Below are 21,894 nucleotides of genomic sequence, written 5' to 3' on the forward strand. Positions count from 1 at the left end.
ATTAACAAACATTTATGATAAATCTGTGTTTTCCCACGTATGCTGTAATTAAGTTTATCTAGGTTTCACTGGGAAAAATAAAATGACAAATTTAAATAATATTGTTGAGATTTTAGCAAAGCAGGCCCTTGGTGGTGCAAACAATCAAAATCAACAAGGTGGTTTGGGTGGTATTTTAGGTTCGGTGCTGGGTCAATTGGGCGCAAATGCAGGCACTCAAAATACCCAAACTAATGCTCAAAACCAAGCAGGTGGTTTAGGTGGAATTTTAGGCTCTGTGTTGGGCCAACTGGGTGGTGCAGCGCAGCCGCAGCAACGTAGTAGCGGTGGTAATGCATCAACCATTTTAGTAGCAGTGTTACCTCTGGTGCTGGCTTGGATTCAAAAACAAGGTGGCCTACAAGGTGCTTTAGATAAATTACGTGGACAGGGCTTGAGCAGTCAGGTTGATGATTGGGTATCTACAGGCCCTGGTGATAATGCTGCTGTGACTAATCAACAAGTACAAAATTTATTTGATGATGCCGAAGTGGAGCAAGTTGCACAAGAAACACAAACTCAGAAACAAGATGTATATAGCGCAATTTCAAGGGTATTGCCGCAAATTATTGACTCATTGACGCCACAAGCTGGACAAACCAATCAGCAAGAAGCGAATGCTGATATTCAACAAGTGATGAATTTGGTCTCAGGTTTCCTGAAGCGTTAATCAAAATATCGATTTAGGTATTTGATTGAATACAAGCCAGTGAACACTGGCTTTTTTATGATTTGAAAAATGATAACAATGTGACGCTTAGATTGTCACTAGGATGGATTAAATAAACGGTTCGACACACTGATTTTTTTGCCAATATAGTGTGATTTTTTTTGACGAATCAAAATGATTTTCGACTGAAACTCTAACTCACCAAATTCTGGCTCAACTTGCACATAATGTAGTTGACCAAACTCATCACGCACCCGCGCTTGAGCTGAAAAGCCGGGACGGGCATTTCCACTTGAAATGGTGGCTAGACGACCGAGTAAATTAACCGTTTGTTTTTTATATTTGGGCGGGATAACCTGATCCAAACAATGAATCATAAATACCGTAAAGAATATGGCAATAATCAACGCAGGTAAAATCAGATAATAAGCGGGAACGAATTGACCTTCTTTGGCATGAATGCAAAACTGAAGTACATAGCCTGCAAAGCTAAAATTCATCAGTAAGAAGAACAAAATCAGAGACTTGGAAAATTTGACATTCAATAATGCCAACTCTTGTATGCGCTGAGGGGCAATTCTTTTTAAAACTTGGCTAGGACTAATATTGATATAGTAGCCAATGGTTTCAACCATGCCCAATAACAGTACGGCTAATAAACTTAAATGAAAGGGTATTAAGTTATAGTCTGTTAAAAATGCGGACATGGTTGTATTCCAGTGTTTATTCTTCTGTGAGGTAGATTCCACCATCAGAATGCACGTTAATATTCACTTTTTCAAGAGCTTGACCTTGGCATGGACCAGAAATACATTCCCCAGATTCGACCATAAACAGGGCACCATGTGTTGAGCACTCAATAAATTCTTGGTCACGATCTAGAAACTGATTTTCTAGAAACTCAAGTTCCACATGCAAGTGTGGGCAGTTATTTTGATAAGCGTAAAACATGCCGTCGCGTTGGGTGATAAAAATCGTTTCACCTTCAGGCGTTTCGAATGATCGTGCTTCACGTTCAGGCACATCATCCGTCATGCAAATTTTAAACATTAAGCACATTCCTTTTGAAATGATTGTAAAAGCTGAGCATATTCTTCAACTGCTAGGCGTGGACCAAACTGAGCCACAACTTCACTTGAAATCAAGATGGCCAGTTCAGCAGCCGTTTGATAGTCATGACCTGCATTCAGTGCATATAGGAAAGCACCAGCAAATGCATCACCTGCACCATTGGTATCTACTGCGGTAACTTTACGACCTGGCACGGTAAATGTTGCTGCTTCATTATGGATTAAGGCGCCTTTGGCACTTAATGTAATGACAATGTGTTTGCTTAGTGATTGCAATTTAGCAAGTGCAGCATCTAAATGATCTGTTTCTGTGTACATCAGCGCTTCTTGTTCATTACAGAACAATAAGTCCACGCCATCATCGAGTAACTCATCTAGACCTTGACGTGCATATTGCACCATTGCTGGATCAGATAAGGTCAATGCAATTTGTACACCATTGGCTTTGGCGATTTGACGTGCTTGTTTTACCGCAAGACGCGCGCTATCTGATGTTGAAAGATAACCTTCGATATATAACCATTTCGCAGTATTTAAGCTGCCAAAATCAATTTGGCTATCAGTTAATTCAGCAGTAATACCGAGGTAAGTATGCATCGTACGTTCAGAATCAGGGCTGACCAATACCATACATGTGCCGGTTACACCTTCACTGATTGATTGAGTTGCAGTTTGGATACCTGCGTCGTTTAAACCATTTAGGTAAATTTGACCTAAGTCATCATTGCCGACACGACAACCATAAAATGCAGTTCCGCCTAAAGCACTAAAAGCAACCGTTGTATTTGCTGCAGAACCACCAGAAGCTTGACCTTTATATTCTTGAGTCGCTTTTAGATTGTTATAAAGGGCTGCTTGAGTATCACCATCAGTCAGTTGCATCGTACCTTTTTGCAGATTGTGTTGAATTAGGAATTCGTCAGAGACTTTAAATTCTTGGTCAATAAGTGCATTACCAATTGCAAAAAGGTCAACAGTTGCCATGTTGTATAATCACATCAAAAAAATGAAAGTGCTAAGTTTACACGAATGCTCAGGATTGCTGTAGTTTGTTGAAGAAAATTCAATTAAAGGACAGGTGTGTATAAAAATCGGGCAAATCCATTATATTTTTACATTTTTTTTGAATTAGTTGCCGTTTTAATCAGCTTTGCTATTGTGCAAATCGAAAAATTTTACTTTTATAGAGCTATAGGGTGTTCAGACTGAATCAAGATGATTTGGTCATCATAAATAGATAACAGATTAAAAGTGTGAATATATGGAAATTACGATTCGTCCAGCAGAGCAACTTCCTGCTCAAATCGAAAATATTGCTGCTTTGGCGCAGCATGAAGGCTATACATTTATACACCGTTTAATTGAAGAATATCAAAGTGGTAAAAATCGTTTTGACCAAACCGGTGAGCAATTATTGCTTGCTTATGATGGCGATAAATTGATTGCTTGTGGCGGTTTAAATCAGCAATGGGGTGATACTGGTGTAGAAGAACGGATTGGACGAGTTCGCCGTTTCTATGTGCATCCGCAGTACCGTCAGCATGGGGTGGGTAAGCAGCTATTGGTGGAATTGGAAAAGGGTGCAAAAAAACACTTTTCTGCACTGTGCTTAAATACAGAACTTAAAAATGCTGCAAAATTCTATCAAAAACAGAATTATGTCTATGTCGAAAGTCATCCAAATTATAATTATTTTAAATATTTGGTTTAGTTTTCAATTCAAAAACAGACAGTAAACACTCTAAATGAAGCATCCGATATCGGGTGCTTTTTTCATTTAGTAATTCAAAAAAAGAGTGCTTTATTTTAAGCCAAGTTTTAAGCAAAAATTCATTTTAGTTATCGAAGATATAAGCATCAACATAACTGCATAGAGTGATGCATATGCAAGTGTCTGAGCTACAAGACTACGTTAAAAAAGTCCCTGAGATTACCGCACTGTTTTGGTTGACCAAAATTTTTGCGACCACCTTTGGTGAAACCAGTGGTGATGCATTGTCCATGTCCTTAAATTTGGGCTATCTACTCAGTACCTTTATTTTCGCAGGCATATTTATCAGTTTGCTGTATTTTCAAATAAAGTCCAAAGCCTATAAACCTTATTTATATTGGGCCACGATTATTGCCAGTACAACGGTAGGTACGACTTTAGCGGATTTTGTAGATCGTTCTTTAGGGATTGGCTACTTGGGTGGTAGTTTGCTGTTGCTGAGTTTGGTGCTCATATCGCTTTTTAGTTGGTATCGAGTCGAAGAATCGATCAATCCAAGTGTAGTGAATTTGCCGCGAACACAGATCTTTTATTGGTTGACGATTACATTTTCTCAAACATTAGGTACGGCTTTGGGGGACTGGACTTCCGATAGTGCAGGATTAGGCTGTAGCGGTGGCATTTGGCTATTTGGTGGTTTAATTCTATTGATGGCATTGTTGTACTTTTTTAGTCGGGTCTCAAAGACGATTGTATTTTGGGCTACTTTTGTTTTGACACGTCCATTGGGCGCTGTTGTCGGTGATTTTTTAGACAAGCCAATCAGTTCAGATGGATTGGATCTAAGTCGCTTTATGGCTTCTTTGGTATTGTTGTTGGCGATTGTGATTTGTGTCTATTGGTCAACACGAAATGATAGGCAATCCATAAAACCAGTCTAAATGTTTTAGTGCGAAAACAAGTGATTTTTAAAATTAAAGTTCAAGTTGATTAAAACAGTTGGAAATGTTGTTTCGGTGAATCTAGTTGTGATTTTTTAAGGTATACTTTGCCTAATTTAAATGAATAGATTAGGAGCACACATGACTGTAGATGTCACTGAAACCATTTCTCAAACTGTACATCCCGCGTTTCAGTTGATTCGTCAACATCATGTTGAAGCTTTAGACATTTTAGTGTCTGAATATAAACACAAAGTGACTGGCGCAGTGCATTATCACTTAGCCACAAACCATGACGAAAACGTATTTTTAGTTGCCTTCCGTACGCAGCCGATGGATTCAAAAGGTGAGGCGCATATTCTTGAGCATACAGCACTTTGTGGCTCAGAAAAGTTCCCTGTACGTGACCCATTCTTTTTAATGATTCGTCGTTCCCTCAATACGTTTATGAATGCGTTTACCGCAGCGGATTGGACGGCTTATCCATTTGCAACGCAAAACAAAAAAGATTTCCAAAACTTGTTAGAAGTTTATATGGATGCTGCTTTTGCTGCGAATTTGAACCCGCTTGATTTTGCGCAAGAAGGGATTCGTATTGAGCTAGAAAATGGCGAAGCTGTATATAAAGGCGTGGTATTTAATGAAATGAAAGGTGCAATGAGTTCACCTTCAGATCAGTTGTATCACCAACTTGCCCATCATTTATTCCCAGAAACAACTTATCATTACAACTCAGGCGGTGATCCGAAAGACATTCCTGACTTAAGCTATGAAGAGTTAGTAAGTTTCTACAAATCACATTATCACCCAAGTAATGCCGTGTTCATGACCTTTGGTAATGAGCCTGCATATAATTTACAAGAACAGTTTGAAACGCTTGCTTTGTCAAAATTTGAAAAAGGTCAAACGCTATATTCAAAACCTGAGCGCCGCTTAACTGCGCCTGTAACTGTAACTGAAACGTATGCAGTTGATGCTGAAGACCTCAAAGACAAAACCTATCATGTGCTTTCTTGGTTATTGCCTGAAGCAAGTAATATTAAATTACGTTTAGGTATGCGTTTGGTTGAGGGGGTATTGCTTGAAGATTCTGCTTCGCCATTACGTCATTACTTAGAAACCTGTGGTTATGCACAGTCTACTGGTCCATTCATGGGCGTAGATGACTCAAACTATGAAATGACGTTCTACTGTGCAATTCAAGGTTCAAACCCTGAGCATGCAGAACAATTTAAAAATGGCGTGTTTAAAGTATTAGAAGACGTTGCGGCTAAGCCTGTTGACCCGGCTTTAGTTGAGGCGATTTTGCATCAAATTGAATTGCATCAGCGTGAAATCAATGGTGATGGTACACCATATGGCCTAAGCTTAATTCTGAATGGTTTAAGCAGTGCGATTCACCATTCAGACCCTGTGGATGTCTGGGATGTGGATACGGCCATTGAACAAGTGAAGGAAGAGTTGAAAGACCCAATGTGGTTATCTAACTTAATCAAAACTTACTTGCTTGATAATCAACATCGTGTGCAATTAACTTTGGTTCCAGATGCTGAAAAAAATGCGTTGGAAGCGGCAGCAGAAAAAGCACGTTTAAAAGAAATTGATGCGAACTTAACTGAAGCGCAAAAAGCAGAGATTGTTGCGCAGACTGAAGCACTGAACATTCGTCAAGATACCCCAGATGATTTGAACCTATTGCCTAAAGTAGGTTTAGAAGACGTTCCCGCACAATTACAGATTGTACAAGGTCAATTACGCGAAATTATCAGTAATGGCTTGGATACGCCGTTAAATCTTTACCACGCAGGCACCAATGGTCTTTACTACCAACAAGTTTTGATTCAGATTCCTGATGAAGTGGTGCAATCGCCGTATTTCAATCTCTTATCGATTTTGATGGGTGAAGTTGGTGCAGGTGAATACGACTACTTAGAGCTACAACAGTTGCAAACAGCTGTGAGTGGCGGTTTAGGTATGGGTGCATCGCTGCGTTCAAAAGTGGACGACAAAGGTCAAATTAGTGCTTGGCTGACTCTAACCACTAAATCATTGGTGAATAATCTTGAAGCTATTCGCTTATTGAAATTGGCTTTTGAACAGCTACGTTTTGATGAGAAAAACCGTATCGTAGAGTTATTGCAACAACGTAAAGCACGTTGGCAGTCACGTGTATCTGGTTCTGGTCATAGTTATGCAATGCAAATTGCAGGTCGTCAACATAGTGCATTGGCGCTACGTGATTATCATAATACAGGCCTAGGCGCGCTGAACTGGTTGTCAGAACTTGTCAGCAAAATTGAGCAAGACGACACGGCTTATAATGCCTTGATTGATGAGCTTAAGTTAATTCATAACCGTTTGCTTAAAGCACCAAAACAATTCTTGGTGGTGTGTGAAGAACATCATTCAGACCGATTGGTTGAGGAAGTTCAAACCATTTGGGATAAAGTGGCGATTGATGATAACCCACATGCTTTAACTCAAGTGAATTTTGCAGATAGCAACAATGACGAAGCTTGGCTCATTCAAGCCAATGTTCAGTTCTGCGCTTCAGCCTATCCTGCGGTGGAAGTGTCGCATCCTGATGCAGCACCTTTAATGATTTTGGCGGCTTATTTGCGTAATGGCTTCTTGCATAGCGCGATTCGTGAAAAAGGTGGTGCTTATGGTGGTGGTGCAAGCTATGACGGTAATGCATGTTCATTCCGTTTCTATAGCTATCGTGATCCACGTTTAGCTGAAACGTTTAAAGATTTTGACGCAAGTGTGCAGTGGCTACTGAATACTGAACAACAACCGCATCAGCTAGAAGAAGCGATTTTGGGTCTAATTGCCAGCATGGATAAACCGGGGTCACCAGCGGGTGAAGCCATTACAGCTTGTTATGCTTTATTGCATAAACGCACGCCAGCTTTCCGTCAAATGTTACGTGAACGTCTTTTGAATGTGACTTTGGAAGATCTAAAACGTGTTGCTGTGGCGTATTTAGTTGAACAACAACCGACAAAAGCTGTGGTTGCACCGGTGGCTAAGCGAGATGCTTTGGTTGAGCTTGGTTTCGAAATAAAACAAGTGAATTAAAACAAAAAAGGGGTTTTTATGGCGTTCAAATCTCTTGAGCGTACGACATTGCAACTGAGCCTCATTGCGCTCAGTTCAATGTATGTCAGTACTGTAAATGCACAAAATGCGGATGTGGCTGCTAAGCCTGCAACCGCAGAAGCATGTGTGGCACTTGAGTCAAATGCAGAGCGATTATCGTGTTATGACGCTTTGTTTAAAGTGCAACCTGCTGAAAAAGAAATGTTGGTCTCTGAGCGTCAAGCCGCACAAGAAATTAAGCCTGAACCGACAGAGAAGCTAACTTTCAAAGAAAAAGTCAGTCATGCGTTTACGGACCGTTTATTTGCTGTAGAAGCACCGAACCTCAATCCAAATCTTTCATTATTGGATAGTCGTTGGGAGCTTTCTCCAGAAAGTAAATTGGGAACATGGAATATTCGCGGCTATCAACCTGTGTATTTAATGCCGGGATATTGGACGTCGGATAAAAATGAACGTCCATCTAGCCCGAATGAAAATAACACGGTACAAGCCGATCAGGAACAAAACCTGAAATCGATGGAAGCCAAGTTCCAATTATCATTAAAAACCAAAGCTGTTGAAAACTTATTTGGTGATAATGGTGATATCTGGTTGGGCTATACCCAGTCTTCTCGTTGGCAAGTCTACAACGAAGACGAATCACGACCATTCCGTGAAACCAACTATGAACCTGAAGCTAGTCTGGTTTTTCGTACCAACTATGAACTCTTAGGTTTGAATTGGCGTATGTTGGGTCTAACCTTTAACCATCAGTCTAATGGACGTTCTGATCCCTTATCGCGGAGTTGGAACCGTGTCATGTTAAATCTAGGATTTGAACGTGACAATTTTGCACTGATGTTACGTCCTTGGTATCGTTTCGAAGAAGATACCAAAGATGATAACAACCCAGATATTACCGACTATGTGGGACGTGGGGATTTAACAGCATTTTATCGTCATAAAGATCATGACTTTAGTTTGATGTTACGTCATTCATTGAAAGGTGGTGATGACTCACATGGTGCTGTGCAGTTTGATTGGACTTTCCCAATCAATGGTAAATTGCGCGGCACAGTTCAATTGTTTGATGGCTATGGTGAAAGCCTGATTGACTATAACCATCGGGCAACCTATGTCGGTGTCGGTGTGTCATTAATGAATTGGTTCTAAAGATTCGAATTTAAAAAAACCACGCTAAGGCGTGGTTTTTTTATAACTGTGAGACAATGTACAAATCAACCAATCTGAATCTCAGAAGGTGGGTGTTTTAACCGACTCTTCTTCGGTGTGGCAATCAGATAGGCCAGTGTTAAGGGGCCAAGTCGACCTGCGAACATTAATAACATTAGGGCGACTAAACTGGCAGGTTGTAAGTCACTGGTGATGCCACGAGATAGACCAACGGTGCAAGCAGCGGATACCGCTTCGAACAACAAATCTAAAAAGCGTTTATCAGGTTCGAGAAGCAATAGACTGAAAAAGCCAATGAAAATCAACGTTACTGTAATGAAAATTACCGCTAATGCTTTAAAGGTGGTTTTTTCTGAAACAGAATGGTTAAACACACGCAGTTCATCTTCACGTCTTAAAAAACTGACCACACTGAGTACAACAATAATAAACGTCCCGACTTTGATGCCACCAGCTGTACTGAGAGAACCACCTCCAATAAACATTAGTAACATCGTGACGAGTGATGATGCATCGCTCATGCTTTCCATGGGTAAGCTGTTAAAACCGGATGAACGTGGAACCGTTGCATGGAACCACGCGTTGAGGGCTTGATCACCTAGTGACATCGTGGCTAAGGTTGCAGCATTATTGGCTTCTAATAACCAAATGGTGATGAAGGCGAAGACATTTAGTCCTGCAATGGTAGATAAAATCAACTTGCTATTGGTACTGAGTTTTTTCCAACTTTTATTGCGCTTAATGTCCATCAGTACCAAAAAGCCAATACCCCCAATGATGTAAAGCATACTGATGGTAAACGTAATGAAATAACGGTCTGCGAAGCTCATTAAACTATTGGGAAATAATGAAAATCCACCATTATTAAATGCTGAAACACTATAAAAGGCAGCATAGAACAGGGCCTGGTTAAAATTGTATTCTTGCATCCAAGCGATGGTCAAAATAACCGTTCCCACCATTTCAAAAAATAGCGAATACAGCAGTACGCCTTTGATGGTCATGGTCACTTTGGCAAGGCTGGTTTGTCCAATGGTTTCTTGAGCCATAATTTGTTGTTTTAGCCCAATTTTAGGGGACAAACTCATAGCGGCCAATATCGCAAAGGTCATAAAACCGAGACCACCGCATTGTAGTAACCCCATAATCACGACTTTACCAAACACCGTATAGGCTTCGCCGACATTCACAACTGAAAGTCCTGTAATGGTCACGGCAGAGGTCGCTGTAAAGAGGGCATTGATCCAACTTAAATCACCATGATGTGAATATGGGAGCTTTAACAGCAAGGTGCCAATGATAATTAGCCCAAGAAAACCCAATGCCAAAATACTGGGTGGGCTGAGATTAATGGTATTACGCTGTTTATTGTGCAGTTTCATGTTTTTTACTGTCATCTTGCGTGATTATGTGCAAAAGCAGCTCGACGCTGATTACAAAGTTGCTTTAAAGTGTTTAGCCAGTCGACGTAAATGTTCGAGTAAACCTTCAACCACTAAAATATCGCCTGTTTGTAAAATCAGGTTCGGATCTAAACTATATTGAAGCTCGGTGCCACGTTTATGCAGAATCGTCTTCACTTCAGGGACATGATCCATAATTTGATTTAAACGCGTGCCTTGTTGTGATTCTTTAATTTCAACTTTCACCAAATAATGATCATCTTCGAGCACCATGTAGCGGCTCACCATTGGATAACTCAGTGACTGGGCAACACGGACACCCATGTCTTCTTCAGGATGGATGATTTTGCTGATGCCTAAATGGGTTAAAATCATGTGATGCGCTTTGGACTTGGCTTTGGCCCAAATTTTGTTGATCCCCATGTTTTTAAGATGGAGCACACATAAGATGCTGGCTTCAATATCTTCACCAATTGCGACAACGACGGCTTCACAATTTTGAATATTGAGTTCTTGTAAAACGTGCTCATCTGTTGCATCAGCAATCACTGCATGGGTCAGTTGGTCCGAAATACTTTCAACAAACTTTTTGTTGCTATCGATTCCAATGACATCGTGTTTTAAACCCATGAGTTCAGTGGCAACAGTTGCGCCAAAACTTCCTAAGCCAATCACAGCGAATTGAGCCATGCCGTATTCCTAAATTATTCTAAAGTTATTGAATATGTTGATGTTAGCTTGTTCAGCCTAGAGCGGCTATGAAAATTTACATAATCCATCTAAACCGAAAAGCTCTAATTTTTAATTTCTTCAGTGTTTTGATAGGCATAAAGTTCAGCAATATTGGGACAATTATCCATAACTTGTTGGTATTTAAAAATTTCATAACCTAATTTGTTTTTTAGAATGTATTGAAATTGATGCTGATCTTCTTTAATGACATTTAGGGTAGCTTTACGAACGAGCTCGGAATTGTTCTTTAAACGGTTTAAGCCATCGCATGAAAATTCACGGATAATGGCTTGAACAGATTCGGGAGCGGTTTGATCACTTAGCTCATCAAAGCGAATATATACAATGTAATTTGGATATTGATTCAACATTTCAGCCTGCGCGGTATAGCCGTAAATATTTTCTAGATTTTGCGTACGTGACTGATTTGGAATTTGTTTCATACTTTGACGAATCTTATCTTCCTCTTGCTTAAGTTGATAAGCCGGATATGCATAAAAATATCCACCTAAACCCACAATGGCGATCATAAATAAGGCATAAATATTCAATTTTAATTATCCATTTTGTTTTATTTTCAATGGATTATAGTGTGTGTTGAATTTAACAACAATGACGGCGTTGATGAATTAAATTGATGAATTTATTTATTTTGATGCAGAAAAGAATTGATGCAAATAAAAAAGCTGGAACCTAGATCCCAGCTTTCATATAGAAATTTTACTTATTTCAAGAAACGTTGATAACCGAGGTTATTGGTAATCTCAACATATGGGTAGGTAATATTTTCCAATGTTTCAATTAAACCATCTGGGTTTTGTTTCGCATCAGTGGCTTCCATACCCACCAATACACGACCTTCTGCAGCACCGTGGTTACGGTAATGGAATAGGGTGATGTTATGGGTCGGGCCAAGACGTTCTAAGAAAGTCAGTAATGCGCCCGGACGTTCAGGGAATTCCACGCGGAATAGGCGTTCGTTTTCGATATCGGCATGACCGCCAATTAAATAACGGATATGGAGTTTAGCCACTTCATCATCGGAAAGATCGTCTACATCGTATTGGAATTTTAAGGTTTCAAAAATTTCCTGACGTTCTTTTTCGCCATTTTTGAGACTGATACCCACAAACACTTGAGCGGCACTTGAGTTACTTGCACGGTAGTTAAATTCAGTGATGTTACGGCCTTGTAGTGCGCGGCAGAATTTAAGGAAAGAACCTTTTTCTTCTGGAATGGTCACAGCAAAGATCGCTTCTTTACGTTCACCAAGTTCGGTACGTTCTGCAATATAGCGCAGACGGTCAAAGTTCATATTGGCGCCGCATACAATCGACACCATATTCTTGCCTTCTAGACCATGCTCAGCAACATACTTCTTAATACCTGCAAGCGCCATTGCACCTGACGGTTCAACAATGCTGCGGCATTCATCAAAGGTATCTTTAATCGCTGCACAGATTTCATCGGTATTTACCAAAATAACATCACGCTCAACAATTGGGCCTGAGTTATCTGATTTTTGTAGCTGAATCACTTCAAATGGTTTTTCACCAATTTGTGCAACCGCTGTACCATCGGCAAAAAGACCGACAGATGGCAGAATGACACGTTCATTGGCTTCAAAGGCTGCTTTTAAACATGCTGATTCGTCATATTCAACAGGAATGACTTTAACGTGAGGTGCCACATCACCTAAGTAAGCGGCTACACCGGCAATAAGACCGCCACCGCCTACAGCAACAAATACATAGTCTACATCACGCCATTGACGCAAAATTTCGTTGGCAATGGTTCCTTGACCGGCCATAACGAGTTCGTCGTCATAAGGTGGAATAAAGGTCATACCTTCATCTTTTGCACATTGGATTGCATATTTATTGGCTACGTCAAAAGAATCACCATGCAGAACCACCTCACCACCTAAGCGTTTAACCGCTTGTACTTTAATGTCTGGTGTGGTTTTAGGCATAACAATAATGGCGCGGATACCTAACTTTTTACCAGATAAAGCCACGCCTTGAGCATGGTTACCTGCAGAAGCAGTAATAACGCCACGTTCCAACTGAGATTTCGGTAATTGACTAATACGGTTGTAGGCACCGCGTAGCTTGAAAGAAAAGACAGGTTGTAAATCTTCGCGTTTAAAGCGAATGTTATTGTTTAGTTTTTCACTAATTCGTGGCGCTGCTTCGAGTGGGGTTTCGATTGCAACGTCATAGACCGTTGCCTGTAATATTTGTCGAACCAAACGAGACAGCATGTTAATTTTCCATCTAACAGTTTAAAATAGGGGTTTATTGTAACAAACCCCTGTACATTTGGGCTGAAAAATCAGCGTCTAATGTCAAAAAATAGTTGAGCCAAGTTATGAGTCTGTATGCAACCCAAGATGAAAAGAAACAAGCTGCCGCAAAAGCTGCGTTAAAGCATTTGCCAAAGGGCGGTATTTTGGGTGTTGGTACAGGAAGTACTGTGAACTTCCTCATCGAATTATTGCCAGAGCTTCAACTCGAAGCTGCTGTTGCAAGTTCTGAAGCAACTGCACAACGTTTGAAAAAATTAGGCATTGAAGTGGTTGATATGAACCACGTTGGAGGTTTAGATGCCTATGTAGATGGCGCGGATGAAATCGACCGTCATATGCACATGATTAAAGGCGGCGGCGCAGCGTTGACTCGTGAAAAAATCGTGGCGTCTATCGCGAAAAAATTCGTTTGTATCGTAGATGATTCTAAATGGGTTGATCAGTTGGCACGTGAATTTCCGCTTCCTGTAGAAGTGATTCCAATGGCACGTTCTGCTGTGGCACGTAAAATCGTTTCTTTGGGCGGTGACCCTGTATACCGTGAAGGCGTAGTAACAGATAACGGTAATGTAATTTTAGACGTACACAACTTAAATATCCTAAATGCATTGGAACTTGAAAAGACTTTGAATGACATTCCAGGTGTAGTGTGTAACGGTATCTTTGCATTAAACAAAGCGGATATTGCTGTTGTTGCGACCGATAACGGTATTGAAGAGCGTACTGCGGTTTAATCTGTTCTATTAGAATCCCCCCTAAAGTTCCCCTTTGATTAAAAGGGGACTTTTCACCTGAATTTATTTAGGTGATTTTCCCTCCTTTGTAAAAGGAGGGTTAGGGAGGATTTAAAATTAATAAAAAATATGATCCCAAACCTTCCTGAAATTCAAATCACCCGAAAATTACGTGCCACACGCTTAAGGCTGCGTGTAGAACCAACTCAAATTAAATTAACGGTTCCCCAGTTTTGTACACAGCGCCAAGTTCAAGATTTTCTTAAACAATCGGAACAATGGATGATTGAGACATGGCAGAAGCAGCAGGAAAAAACAGGGCAGATTGATAAAACGCTACCAGTAGAATTAAAACTATTCAATTTAGAGCAGCCTCTAAGCATTGTTTATAAAGTACAAAAAAACTCATTCATCTTAGATGAAGAAAAGCATCAGCTTTTCATCAGTGTTCGGCAGCCTGAGCAATATTTAAAAAGCTTTGTGATTGCTTATGCCAAAGAGTATTTACCAATTTATTTAAAGCAAGTGAGCAGTGAAACAGGCTTGAAATATGGTGATTGCTCAATTCGTCAGCCCAAAACTCGCTGGGGCAGCTGTTCTGCAAAGCATGACATTATGTTGAATAGTGGGCTGGTACTTTTTCCGTTGGAAATCACGCGTTATGTGGCTGTACATGAGTTAGCGCATACTAAGCACTTTGATCATAGTCTAAATTTTTGGGCTGAAGTGCAAAAGCATGATATAAATTTTCAGCAGCATCGAAAAATACTAAAAATGACGGCAATGCCTTGGTGGTGGGTGCTCTGAATTAAAGGCACTAAGTTGTAAACACTAAAGCATTTCTTAATATATTATTTCAATTAAATCAAATCCTTCTTGGTATGTAGGCGGTTCTAATGCGTAATAAACATTGGTTAATGCCGTCAGATCGACTATTTCATCTGAAGGTCGTTGAGCGTTTCTTTTTATGCATACTTCGAGCGGGATTTGAAACCATACAGCAACGCATTTTTTACCCAATTGTTTAGCTTGCTCAATAATCGGCAGACGTTCAGATTGTTTTACTAAAATAGCATCAAAAATAATATTTTCAGGTTCGCGGGATATTTGGTTTTTGGCCCAAGTTGATTTCCCAGCCCCTTGGCATCCGATCAATATATAAATGATTTTAACCTTTGGGTTAGTTTTTAATTCATGCTTAAAAGCGTCAAAACAGCATTGCCATGCTGGAATATTTCTTTCTTTAGTGAAGACACGACCTTGAGCTGTGGATAGGTAATGATCAGGATTTATATGCATGATCTGACTTAATAGGATTCAGAAGATAAGCTAACATTATAAAGTGAAGCTTTATATGTCAAAACAGTTCAGAAAACCGTAACTTCCTGTCATACTACGCAGTCATCAAATGGATACTTTGAATAGAGGTAATGAGCGTGATTTCAGTAGGTATTGTCGGCGGTACAGGTTACACAGGTGTTGAATTACTGCGTATTTTACTGCGACACCCAAATGCAGAAGTGAAAGTTTTAACTTCGCGTACTGAAAATGGCCGCCGTGTGGATGATATGTTCCCAAGCTTGCGTGGACATACAGACCTTTGCTATTCAGATCTAAATATTGAAGAACTAAAACAATGTGACGTTGTATTCTTTGCGACGCCGCACGGTGTTGCAATGAAACACGCAGAAGAGTTAGTTGCTGCAAATACTAAAGTGATTGACCTTGCTGCTGACTTCCGCTTGCAAGACTTAGCTCAATTTGAGAAATGGTATGGTTTAGACCATGCCTGTCCAGAGCTATTAAAAGATTCAGTTTATGGTTTGTCTGAATTAAACCGTGAAAAAATTCAAAAGGCTTCAGTGATTGGTAACCCAGGTTGTTACCCAACAACTGTTCAGCTCGGTTTAGCGCCAGTATTAAAAGCCGAAGGATTAGTGAAACCTGAAAGCATTATTATTGATGCAAAATCAGGTGTGTCTGGTGCAGGTCGTAAAGCCAGCCTAAGTATGATCTATTCTGAAAATGCAGATAACTTTAAAGCATATGGTGTAGCAGGTCACCGTCATCATCCCGAAATAGTAGAAGCCTTAGAAAATATTTCAGGTCAAAAAGGTGTGTTTAACGAAATTTTATTCGTACCGCATTTAGTACCGATGATTCGTGGCATGCTCAGCACTATCTATATTGATTTGACAGACGCAGGTGCTTCTGCGGATTTACAAAGCATATATGAACAGTTCTATGCTAATGAGCAGTTTGTAGATGTTATGCCTGCAGGTAGCTCACCTGAAACACGTACTGTTCGTGGTGCGAACCAATTACGTATTGCGATTTGCAAACCTCAGCCGAAAAAATTAGTGATTTTGGTGGCTCAAGACAACTTGGTGAAAGGTGCAGCAGGTCAAGCCGTACAAAATATGAACTTGATGTTTAGTTTTGCTGAAAATGCAGGACTTCAAGGCATTGGTTTATTACCATAAGAAACGATTTAAAACTTCACACACATTTAAAACTGGATTTAAATGTGTGCCTTGAGTGAACTAAAAATAAGAGATGACGATGTCGAATACAGAATCTAATTTCAAGTCAGAACCTGAAAACAGTGAAAAAACGCCTTTTATGAAGACGAATATGCCACTGGCGATTGGTGCAGTAGTACTTGCATTGAGCAGCGGTTTTCTCGGATATAGTATCGGTCATCGTCAGGGCTTAACTGTGGTCGGTTATGATGCAGATGCAGAGCAACTTGTTGATGTAGTGCAAAAGCAAAAAACTGAATTAGCAGGCCTGAATAAAAGTTTGAATGCGGCAATCCAAGAGCGTGATGTCGCTGTAAGTAATTCAAATGATTTATATTTGGCTGTTAAAAAAGCACGTGATGATCAAGAGTTAACCGGTAATTTGGGTGTTTTGTATCGTGAAGTATTGCGCCAACGTGGTGGTATGCCGCTTGCAGTACAACATTTAGCGATTAAACCGTTACCTGAAAATGCGTATGAATACCAACTTGATCTCGTTCAAGTAAGTCCGTCAAAAAGTAATGTATCTGGAAGTGTTGAGCTGCGTCTAATTAAGGGTACAGAAGTACTTGCAGTGCCATTAGAAGACAAAAACTTTAACTTTAGTGAAAGTGAACGACTCACTGGACGTTGGACCATGCCAAAAGGCTTTAGTCCAGACTTTATTGAAGTGCGTTTAACCGGTTCTAAACCCGTTATTCGCCGTTTTAGCTGGTCGAAAGGTCAGCCTGTTGAAAATCAATCTGCCTTCCTTTCAGAAATTCCTCAAACTGAAGCAAGTGCAAACTAAGTGTGAAACCTAAATCCTATGCGAACCAATAAGCGTCAAACGTGTTTATCTGACATTAAAAATTCATTTTACCAATCTGGTTTAGTGGACTGGCATCTAAACCCGACTCTCAGCCAAGGTACGCAGGATGATGGTGATTCAGACATTCAAGTATTGACTGCGCCACCTGAGTTAAAGCGTCCTCCTATGTATGCTGTCGTTTTAATGAACGATGATTACACTCCAATGGACTTTGTAATTGAAATTTTACAACAATACTTTGCTTTGAATCTTGACCAAGCCACTCAAGTAATGCTAACTGTACATTATGAAGGAAAGGGTGTTGCAGGGGTTTATCCGCGAGACATCGCAGAGACTAAAGCAAATCAGGTCAATAATTACGCTCGGTCGCAAAGTCATCCATTACTTTGTCAGATTGAGCCAAAAGATTAATAAGGGGATTACATGCTCAGTCGTCAATTAGAAGTATCACTACGTTTGGCTGTCAGCATGGCTCGTCAAAAGAGACATGAATTTTTGACGGTAGAACATTTATTATTGGCTTTACTGGATAATGATTCCGCTGTTAATGCATTGAAAGCATGTGGCGCAGACATTATTGTACTTCGCAAAGAACTTGAAGAATACGTAGAACAACATACCCCTAAGCTTGGCGAAAATAGCGATCAAGCGCCACATCCTACAGAAAGTTTTGATCGTATTTTGCAGCGTGCAATTTTCCATGTGCAATCGAGTGGTAATGACCGCACTGTAGAAGGTGCAGACATTTTAGTTGCGATGTATTCAGAGCGTGATTCATTTGCGGTGTATTTACTTAAACGCCATCAAATCAACCGTTTGACATTAACGCAGTACTTGTCTCATGGCACACGTAAAGATGAAGTCCAAGCTGAAGAGGAAATTGAAGAGCTCGATGGTGAAAACACCACGTCTTCAAATTCTGGCCCATTAGAGCTATATACGACCAATCTGAATGTTGAAGCTCAAAAAGGCAAAACAGATCCACTAATTGGTCGTGAAAAAGAGATTGAACGTACAGCTCAAATTCTATGCCGCCGTCGTAAAAACAACCCGCTTTTGGTAGGTGACCCAGGTGTAGGTAAAACTTCTATTGCTGAAGGTTTGGCTTGGCTCATTGTAAATGGTAAAGCTCCTAAACCGCTTGAAAATGCTGAAGTATTTAGTTTAGACATTGGTGCTTTAGTTGCAGGAACTAAATACCGTGGTGATTTTGAAAAGCGTTTAAAACAACTGTTAAATGCATTGAAGAAAAAGCCCGAAGCAATTTTATTTATTGATGAAATTCATATGATCATCGGTGCAGGCTCAAGTATGGGCAGCACGATGGATGCATCGAACCTCATCAAACCAGCTTTGGCGAATGGTACTTTACGTTGTATCGGTTCAACGACTTTCCAAGAATACCGTCAAGTTTTTGAAAAAGATCATGCATTATCTCGTCGTTTCCAAAAAATTGATGTCAATGAACCATCTATTTCAGAAACGATTGATATTCTGCGTGGCTTAAAAGGCAAATTTGAAGAATTCCATCATGTGAAATACGAAGATCAAGCGTTGGTTTCTGCGGTTGAACTATCAGCGAAATTTATCAATGATCGTTTCTTACCTGATAAAGCCATTGATGTGATTGATGAAGCTGGTGCGCAGCGTCGTTTAAAAGCTGAGCAAGATGATACAGTCATTTCAGTTGAAAACATTGAAGATATCGTTTCGAAAATTGCGCGTATTCCACCGAAAACTGTCTCTAAAGATGACAAGAGCGTTCTTGAAAATCTTGAGCGTGATCTGAAACGTGTGGTGTTTGGTCAAGATGAAGCGATTGAAGCGCTTTCATCTGCGATTAAATTATCTCGTGCAGGTCTTAAAGCACCAGATAAGCCAGTGGGTAATTTTGTCTTTGCGGGTCCTACAGGTGTGGGTAAAACTGAAGTCACTAAGCAATTGGCAAAATTATTAGGCGTTGAACTTGTACGTTTCGATATGTCGGAATACATGGAACGTCATGCCGTATCTCGTTTAATTGGTGCGCCTCCGGGTTATGTAGGTTTTGATCAAGGTGGTTTGTTGACCGACGCGATTCATAAAAATCCGCATTGCGTACTTTTACTAGACGAAATTGAGAAAGCGCATCCAGATGTCTTTAATTTGTTATTACAAATTATGGATCATGGTTCATTAACGGATAACAATGGTCGTAAGTCTGACTTCCGTAACGTCGTGTTAGTGCTGACTACCAATATTGGTGCAGAATCAATTTCACGTGTGAGCATTGGTTTCATGGATCAAGATAACAGTAATGATAACCAAGACGCGATGAAAAAAGCCTTCTCTCCGGAGTTCCGTAACCGCTTAGATGGTGTTATTCAATTTAAAGCATTGCCAACAACTGTCATTGAAAGTGTGGTTGATAAGTTTTTAACAGAGCTTCAGGCACAGTTAGATGACAAAAAAGTGGTTCTTGAGGTTGACCAAGATGCACGCGAATGGATGGCAGAGCAAGGATACGATCGCTTGATGGGCGCTCGTCCAATGCAGCGTTTAATTCAAGAGCATTTGAAGAAACCGCTTGCTGAAATGATTTTGTTTGGCGAGCTTGCGGAACATGGCGGTAATGTTGGTGTTTCAGTGAAGAAAGAAAATGGCAAAGCTGTGGGCTTAAAACTCGAAGTGTTTGAAGACCAAACCGCTGAACCTGCTTAAGTAATTTAATTAACGAAAAACCCGTGCTTGCACGGGTTTTTTATATTTATTCGACGCTAGATTTGGGTTTCTCAATGATGGACATACCATTAACAAAAGTGCTGACCACATTTGGTTTATTTGCACTGACAGCACTGATGGAAATTTTAGGCTGTTACTTCCCATATTTGATTTTAAATCAGCAAAAATCGCAGTGGTTATGGACTCCAACAGCGCTTGCATTGGCTGCATTTGTTTGGTTATTGACGTTGCATCCAGCAGCTTCGGGTCGTATCTATGCAGCCTATGGCGGAATCTACATTTTCTCTGCATTGCTGTGGTTGCATTTTGTCGATCACGTAGTTCTAACACGTTGGGATATGCTAGGTGGCGTCATTGTGTTGGTGGGCGCAGCTGTGATTGTATTACAGCCTCAAGGTTTAATTCGTTAAGTTAAACAATGCAAAAGTTAAACCAAGAGCTGTAAGAAATTAGATATTTATTTAAATTTGCACTCTGTATTTTTAATGATAATTTCGTATTGTTTGCTACCCGAGCTTAGATCCATTTCAATTTTATATGGATTAACACGTTGAAATTGATGCTCGAATAGTAATTCACAGTTTTGGAGTGAATTATGCTTGATGAGTTGCTTCACCTTATGTTCACCGACTGATTGTTCAAATTGCGCAAAATCAGGGGTGGTGATAATACCATCAATTTCAATCTTATCCGCTTCCATTTCCATTTTTTCCATCAACATATTCTGATCAACTTGATAGGGAAGAGTGCGTGAATCTTCATCACTAATGGCAGCCAGTATTTCGTTTAAACCTGTTTTATTTTTAATTTTAAAATTGCTATCTAAAATCTGATTTTTCACCAAGTATTGATCTAATTCACTTGGTTCACCAGCAAAGCTAAAAGTAGATAAGCTCAATCCAAGAGCCAATAAGCAAATATTTCTTAAACGCATAATCTTAATCACTTATAAAAGTTATGGTTTTATTAAAGCATGCAAAAACAAAAAAAGCACCCGAAGGTGCTTCATTTATCTAAGTAAAACCTTAGTCTTTTTTAAGATTTTCGTTAATTAAGAATTCAACAAGTGCTTTTTGTGCATGTAAGCGATTTTCAGCTTCATCCCAAACCACAGCATTTTTGTGGTCAAGCATATTTTCCGAAATTTCTTCGCCACGATGCGCAGGTAAGCAGTGCATAAATAGGCAGTCAGCGTGAGCAAGATCCATCAGGCGTTCATTCACTTGATAATCAGCAAACGCTTTTTCACGAATTTTTTGCTCTTCTTCTTGGCCCATACTTGCCCAAACATCTGTAACGATTAAATCTGCATTAACTGCAGCATCTTCGGCAGAATCAACAAGTTCCACACAGTGTGCAAATTCAGATAGAAATTCTGCTTTAGGTTCATAGCCCTTAGGTGCAGCGATTTTTAATTTAAAGCCCCACATATGAGCAGCTTCAATATATGAGTTACACATATTGTTGCCATCACCAATCCAAGCAACCGTTTTACCTTCAATAGAACCACGGTGTTCAACAAATGTTTGAACATCGGCAAGTAATTGGCAAGGGTGGTGATCATCTGTTAATGCATTGATGACAGGAACTTTTGAATAAGAAGCAAAACGTTCAACAATGTCATGACCAAAAGTACGAATCATTACAATATCAAGCATGCTTGAAATCACGCGTGCAGAATCTTCTACTGGCTCGCCACGCCCTAATTGAGAGTCGCGAGATGAAAGGAAAATTGCACTACCACCAAATTGGCTCATTCCTGCTTCAAACGATACACGTGTACGGGTGCTCGATTTCTCAAAAATCATGCCCATGACTTTACCAACGAAAGGTTGGAAAACTTCATTGTTATGCTGTTTGCGCTTGAGTTCGATACCGCGCTGTACAATTTGATTAAGTTCTAAAGTCGATAAATCGCGTAAAGTTAGAAAGTGACGTAGAGCCATTGTTACTC

General features: G+C 40.0%; 22 protein-coding genes. 12 read left to right on the forward strand and 10 right to left on the reverse strand.

All coding sequences use genetic code 11. The annotated features are described in order from the left end of the window. The first annotated feature begins 82 nt into the window (after nt 1-82). The gene (locus FTT99_RS03625; RefSeq protein WP_180128089.1) at nt 83-709 is read left to right on the forward strand and encodes a YidB family protein; all 627 of its coding nucleotides are present in this window, start codon (nt 83-85) and stop codon (nt 707-709) included. A gap of 98 nt (nt 710-807) precedes the next feature. Here FTT99_RS03625 and FTT99_RS03630 read toward each other — a convergent pair whose 3' ends face one another. Genes FTT99_RS03630 through FTT99_RS03640 form a run of 3 tightly spaced genes read right to left on the reverse strand, consistent with a single transcriptional unit; the run spans nt 808 to nt 2,763 of the window. Then, nucleotides 808-1,416 carry an OB-fold-containig protein gene (locus FTT99_RS03630; protein WP_180034822.1) on the reverse strand — a complete coding sequence of 203 codons (609 nt, stop codon included), beginning with the start codon at nt 1,414-1,416 and terminating at the stop codon, nt 808-810. Nucleotides 1,417-1,432: 16 nt separating this feature from the next. Beyond that, nucleotides 1,433-1,759, reverse strand: coding sequence for a Rieske (2Fe-2S) protein (locus tag FTT99_RS03635; protein ID WP_078188656.1), 327 nt, complete (start codon nt 1,757-1,759; stop codon nt 1,433-1,435). Further along, entirely contained in the window at nt 1,759-2,763 is a 1,005-nt protein-coding gene (locus tag FTT99_RS03640; RefSeq protein WP_180109708.1) for an adenosine kinase, read from the reverse strand. The genes FTT99_RS03635 and FTT99_RS03640 overlap by 1 nt, the downstream gene beginning before the upstream one ends. Nucleotides 2,764-3,040: 277 nt before the next feature. Here FTT99_RS03640 and FTT99_RS03645 point away from each other — a divergent pair, with 277 nt between their 5' ends. The 4 genes from FTT99_RS03645 to FTT99_RS03660 all read left to right on the forward strand — a co-directional run bounded on the left by FTT99_RS03645 (nt 3,041) and on the right by FTT99_RS03660 (nt 8,688). Then, nucleotides 3,041-3,490, forward strand: coding sequence for a GNAT family N-acetyltransferase (locus FTT99_RS03645; RefSeq protein WP_078188654.1), 450 nt, complete (start codon nt 3,041-3,043; stop codon nt 3,488-3,490). A 167-nt stretch (nt 3,491-3,657) separates the two neighbouring features. After that, a complete protein-coding gene (locus tag FTT99_RS03650; RefSeq protein ID WP_373684796.1) occupies nt 3,658-4,431 on the forward strand; it encodes a hypothetical protein in 774 nt (257 codons plus the stop codon). A 141-nt stretch (nt 4,432-4,572) separates the two neighbouring features. Then, on the forward strand, nt 4,573-7,512 hold the full coding sequence (locus tag FTT99_RS03655) for an insulinase family protein (protein WP_180161235.1): 2,940 nt from the start codon (nt 4,573-4,575) through the stop codon (nt 7,510-7,512). An 18-nt stretch (nt 7,513-7,530) separates the two neighbouring features. Continuing rightward, a complete protein-coding gene (locus FTT99_RS03660; RefSeq protein ID WP_180022830.1) occupies nt 7,531-8,688 on the forward strand; it encodes a phospholipase A in 1,158 nt (385 codons plus the stop codon). Between the two features lie 65 nt (nt 8,689-8,753). On the opposite strand, the gene FTT99_RS03665 is transcribed toward FTT99_RS03660, so the two are convergent. From FTT99_RS03665 to ilvA, 4 genes are all read right to left on the reverse strand, one after another. Next, the gene (locus FTT99_RS03665) at nt 8,754-10,091 is read right to left on the reverse strand and encodes a TrkH family potassium uptake protein (protein WP_168378596.1); all 1,338 of its coding nucleotides are present in this window, start codon (nt 10,089-10,091) and stop codon (nt 8,754-8,756) included. Nucleotides 10,092-10,142: 51 nt separating this feature from the next. After that, the gene (locus FTT99_RS03670; RefSeq protein WP_078188649.1) at nt 10,143-10,802 is read right to left on the reverse strand and encodes a TrkA family potassium uptake protein; all 660 of its coding nucleotides are present in this window, start codon (nt 10,800-10,802) and stop codon (nt 10,143-10,145) included. Between the two features lie 104 nt (nt 10,803-10,906). Next, complete coding sequence (locus FTT99_RS03675) at nt 10,907-11,395, reverse strand: hypothetical protein (RefSeq protein WP_180115739.1); 489 nt, start codon at nt 11,393-11,395, stop codon at nt 10,907-10,909. Between the two features lie 173 nt (nt 11,396-11,568). After that, nucleotides 11,569-13,107 carry a threonine ammonia-lyase, biosynthetic gene (gene ilvA, locus FTT99_RS03680; protein ID WP_180130212.1) on the reverse strand — a complete coding sequence of 513 codons (1,539 nt, stop codon included), beginning with the start codon at nt 13,105-13,107 and terminating at the stop codon, nt 11,569-11,571. Nucleotides 13,108-13,214: 107 nt separating this feature from the next. On the opposite strand from ilvA, the gene rpiA reads away from it, so the two are divergent. Both rpiA and FTT99_RS03690 read left to right on the forward strand, forming a co-directional pair. Beyond that, nucleotides 13,215-13,886, forward strand: coding sequence for a ribose-5-phosphate isomerase RpiA (rpiA, locus tag FTT99_RS03685; protein ID WP_078188646.1), 672 nt, complete (start codon nt 13,215-13,217; stop codon nt 13,884-13,886). A gap of 129 nt (nt 13,887-14,015) precedes the next feature. Further along, nucleotides 14,016-14,693, forward strand: coding sequence for a SprT family zinc-dependent metalloprotease (locus FTT99_RS03690; protein ID WP_180034828.1), 678 nt, complete (start codon nt 14,016-14,018; stop codon nt 14,691-14,693). Nucleotides 14,694-14,729: 36 nt separating this feature from the next. Here the strand turns inward: FTT99_RS03690 and FTT99_RS03695 are convergent, their stop codons facing one another. Beyond that, on the reverse strand, nt 14,730-15,185 hold the full coding sequence (locus FTT99_RS03695; protein WP_180130214.1) for an AAA family ATPase: 456 nt from the start codon (nt 15,183-15,185) through the stop codon (nt 14,730-14,732). A gap of 131 nt (nt 15,186-15,316) precedes the next feature. Between FTT99_RS03695 and argC the strand changes: the two genes are divergently transcribed. From argC to FTT99_RS03720, 5 genes are all read left to right on the forward strand, one after another. Continuing rightward, nucleotides 15,317-16,369: an N-acetyl-gamma-glutamyl-phosphate reductase gene (argC, locus tag FTT99_RS03700; protein WP_180130217.1), complete on the forward strand. Its 1,053-nt coding sequence runs from the start codon at nt 15,317-15,319 to the stop codon at nt 16,367-16,369. A 79-nt stretch (nt 16,370-16,448) separates the two neighbouring features. Then, nucleotides 16,449-17,198: a hypothetical protein gene (locus FTT99_RS03705; RefSeq protein ID WP_180084341.1), complete on the forward strand. Its 750-nt coding sequence runs from the start codon at nt 16,449-16,451 to the stop codon at nt 17,196-17,198. A gap of 18 nt (nt 17,199-17,216) precedes the next feature. After that, nucleotides 17,217-17,630 carry an ATP-dependent Clp protease adapter ClpS gene (gene clpS, locus FTT99_RS03710; RefSeq protein ID WP_078188641.1) on the forward strand — a complete coding sequence of 138 codons (414 nt, stop codon included), beginning with the start codon at nt 17,217-17,219 and terminating at the stop codon, nt 17,628-17,630. Between the two features lie 12 nt (nt 17,631-17,642). Beyond that, the gene (gene clpA, locus FTT99_RS03715; protein WP_180084342.1) at nt 17,643-19,919 is read left to right on the forward strand and encodes an ATP-dependent Clp protease ATP-binding subunit ClpA; all 2,277 of its coding nucleotides are present in this window, start codon (nt 17,643-17,645) and stop codon (nt 19,917-19,919) included. A gap of 77 nt (nt 19,920-19,996) precedes the next feature. After that, a complete protein-coding gene (locus FTT99_RS03720; RefSeq protein ID WP_180084354.1) occupies nt 19,997-20,350 on the forward strand; it encodes a YnfA family protein in 354 nt (117 codons plus the stop codon). Between the two features lie 47 nt (nt 20,351-20,397). On the opposite strand, the gene FTT99_RS03725 is transcribed toward FTT99_RS03720, so the two are convergent. Together FTT99_RS03725 and argF are read right to left on the reverse strand one after the other, a co-directional pair. After that, nucleotides 20,398-20,874 (reverse strand): hypothetical protein, encoded by a 477-nt coding sequence (locus FTT99_RS03725; protein WP_180026239.1) that lies wholly within the window; start codon nt 20,872-20,874, stop codon nt 20,398-20,400. Nucleotides 20,875-20,965: 91 nt separating this feature from the next. Continuing rightward, nucleotides 20,966-21,886, reverse strand: coding sequence for an ornithine carbamoyltransferase (gene argF / locus FTT99_RS03730; RefSeq protein WP_078193464.1), 921 nt, complete (start codon nt 21,884-21,886; stop codon nt 20,966-20,968). Nucleotides 21,887-21,894 lie beyond the last annotated feature (8 nt).

Source organism: Acinetobacter sp. YH12040 (assembly GCF_013420005.1).
GTDB classification, from domain to species: Bacteria; Pseudomonadota; Gammaproteobacteria; order Pseudomonadales; family Moraxellaceae; genus Acinetobacter; species Acinetobacter amyesii.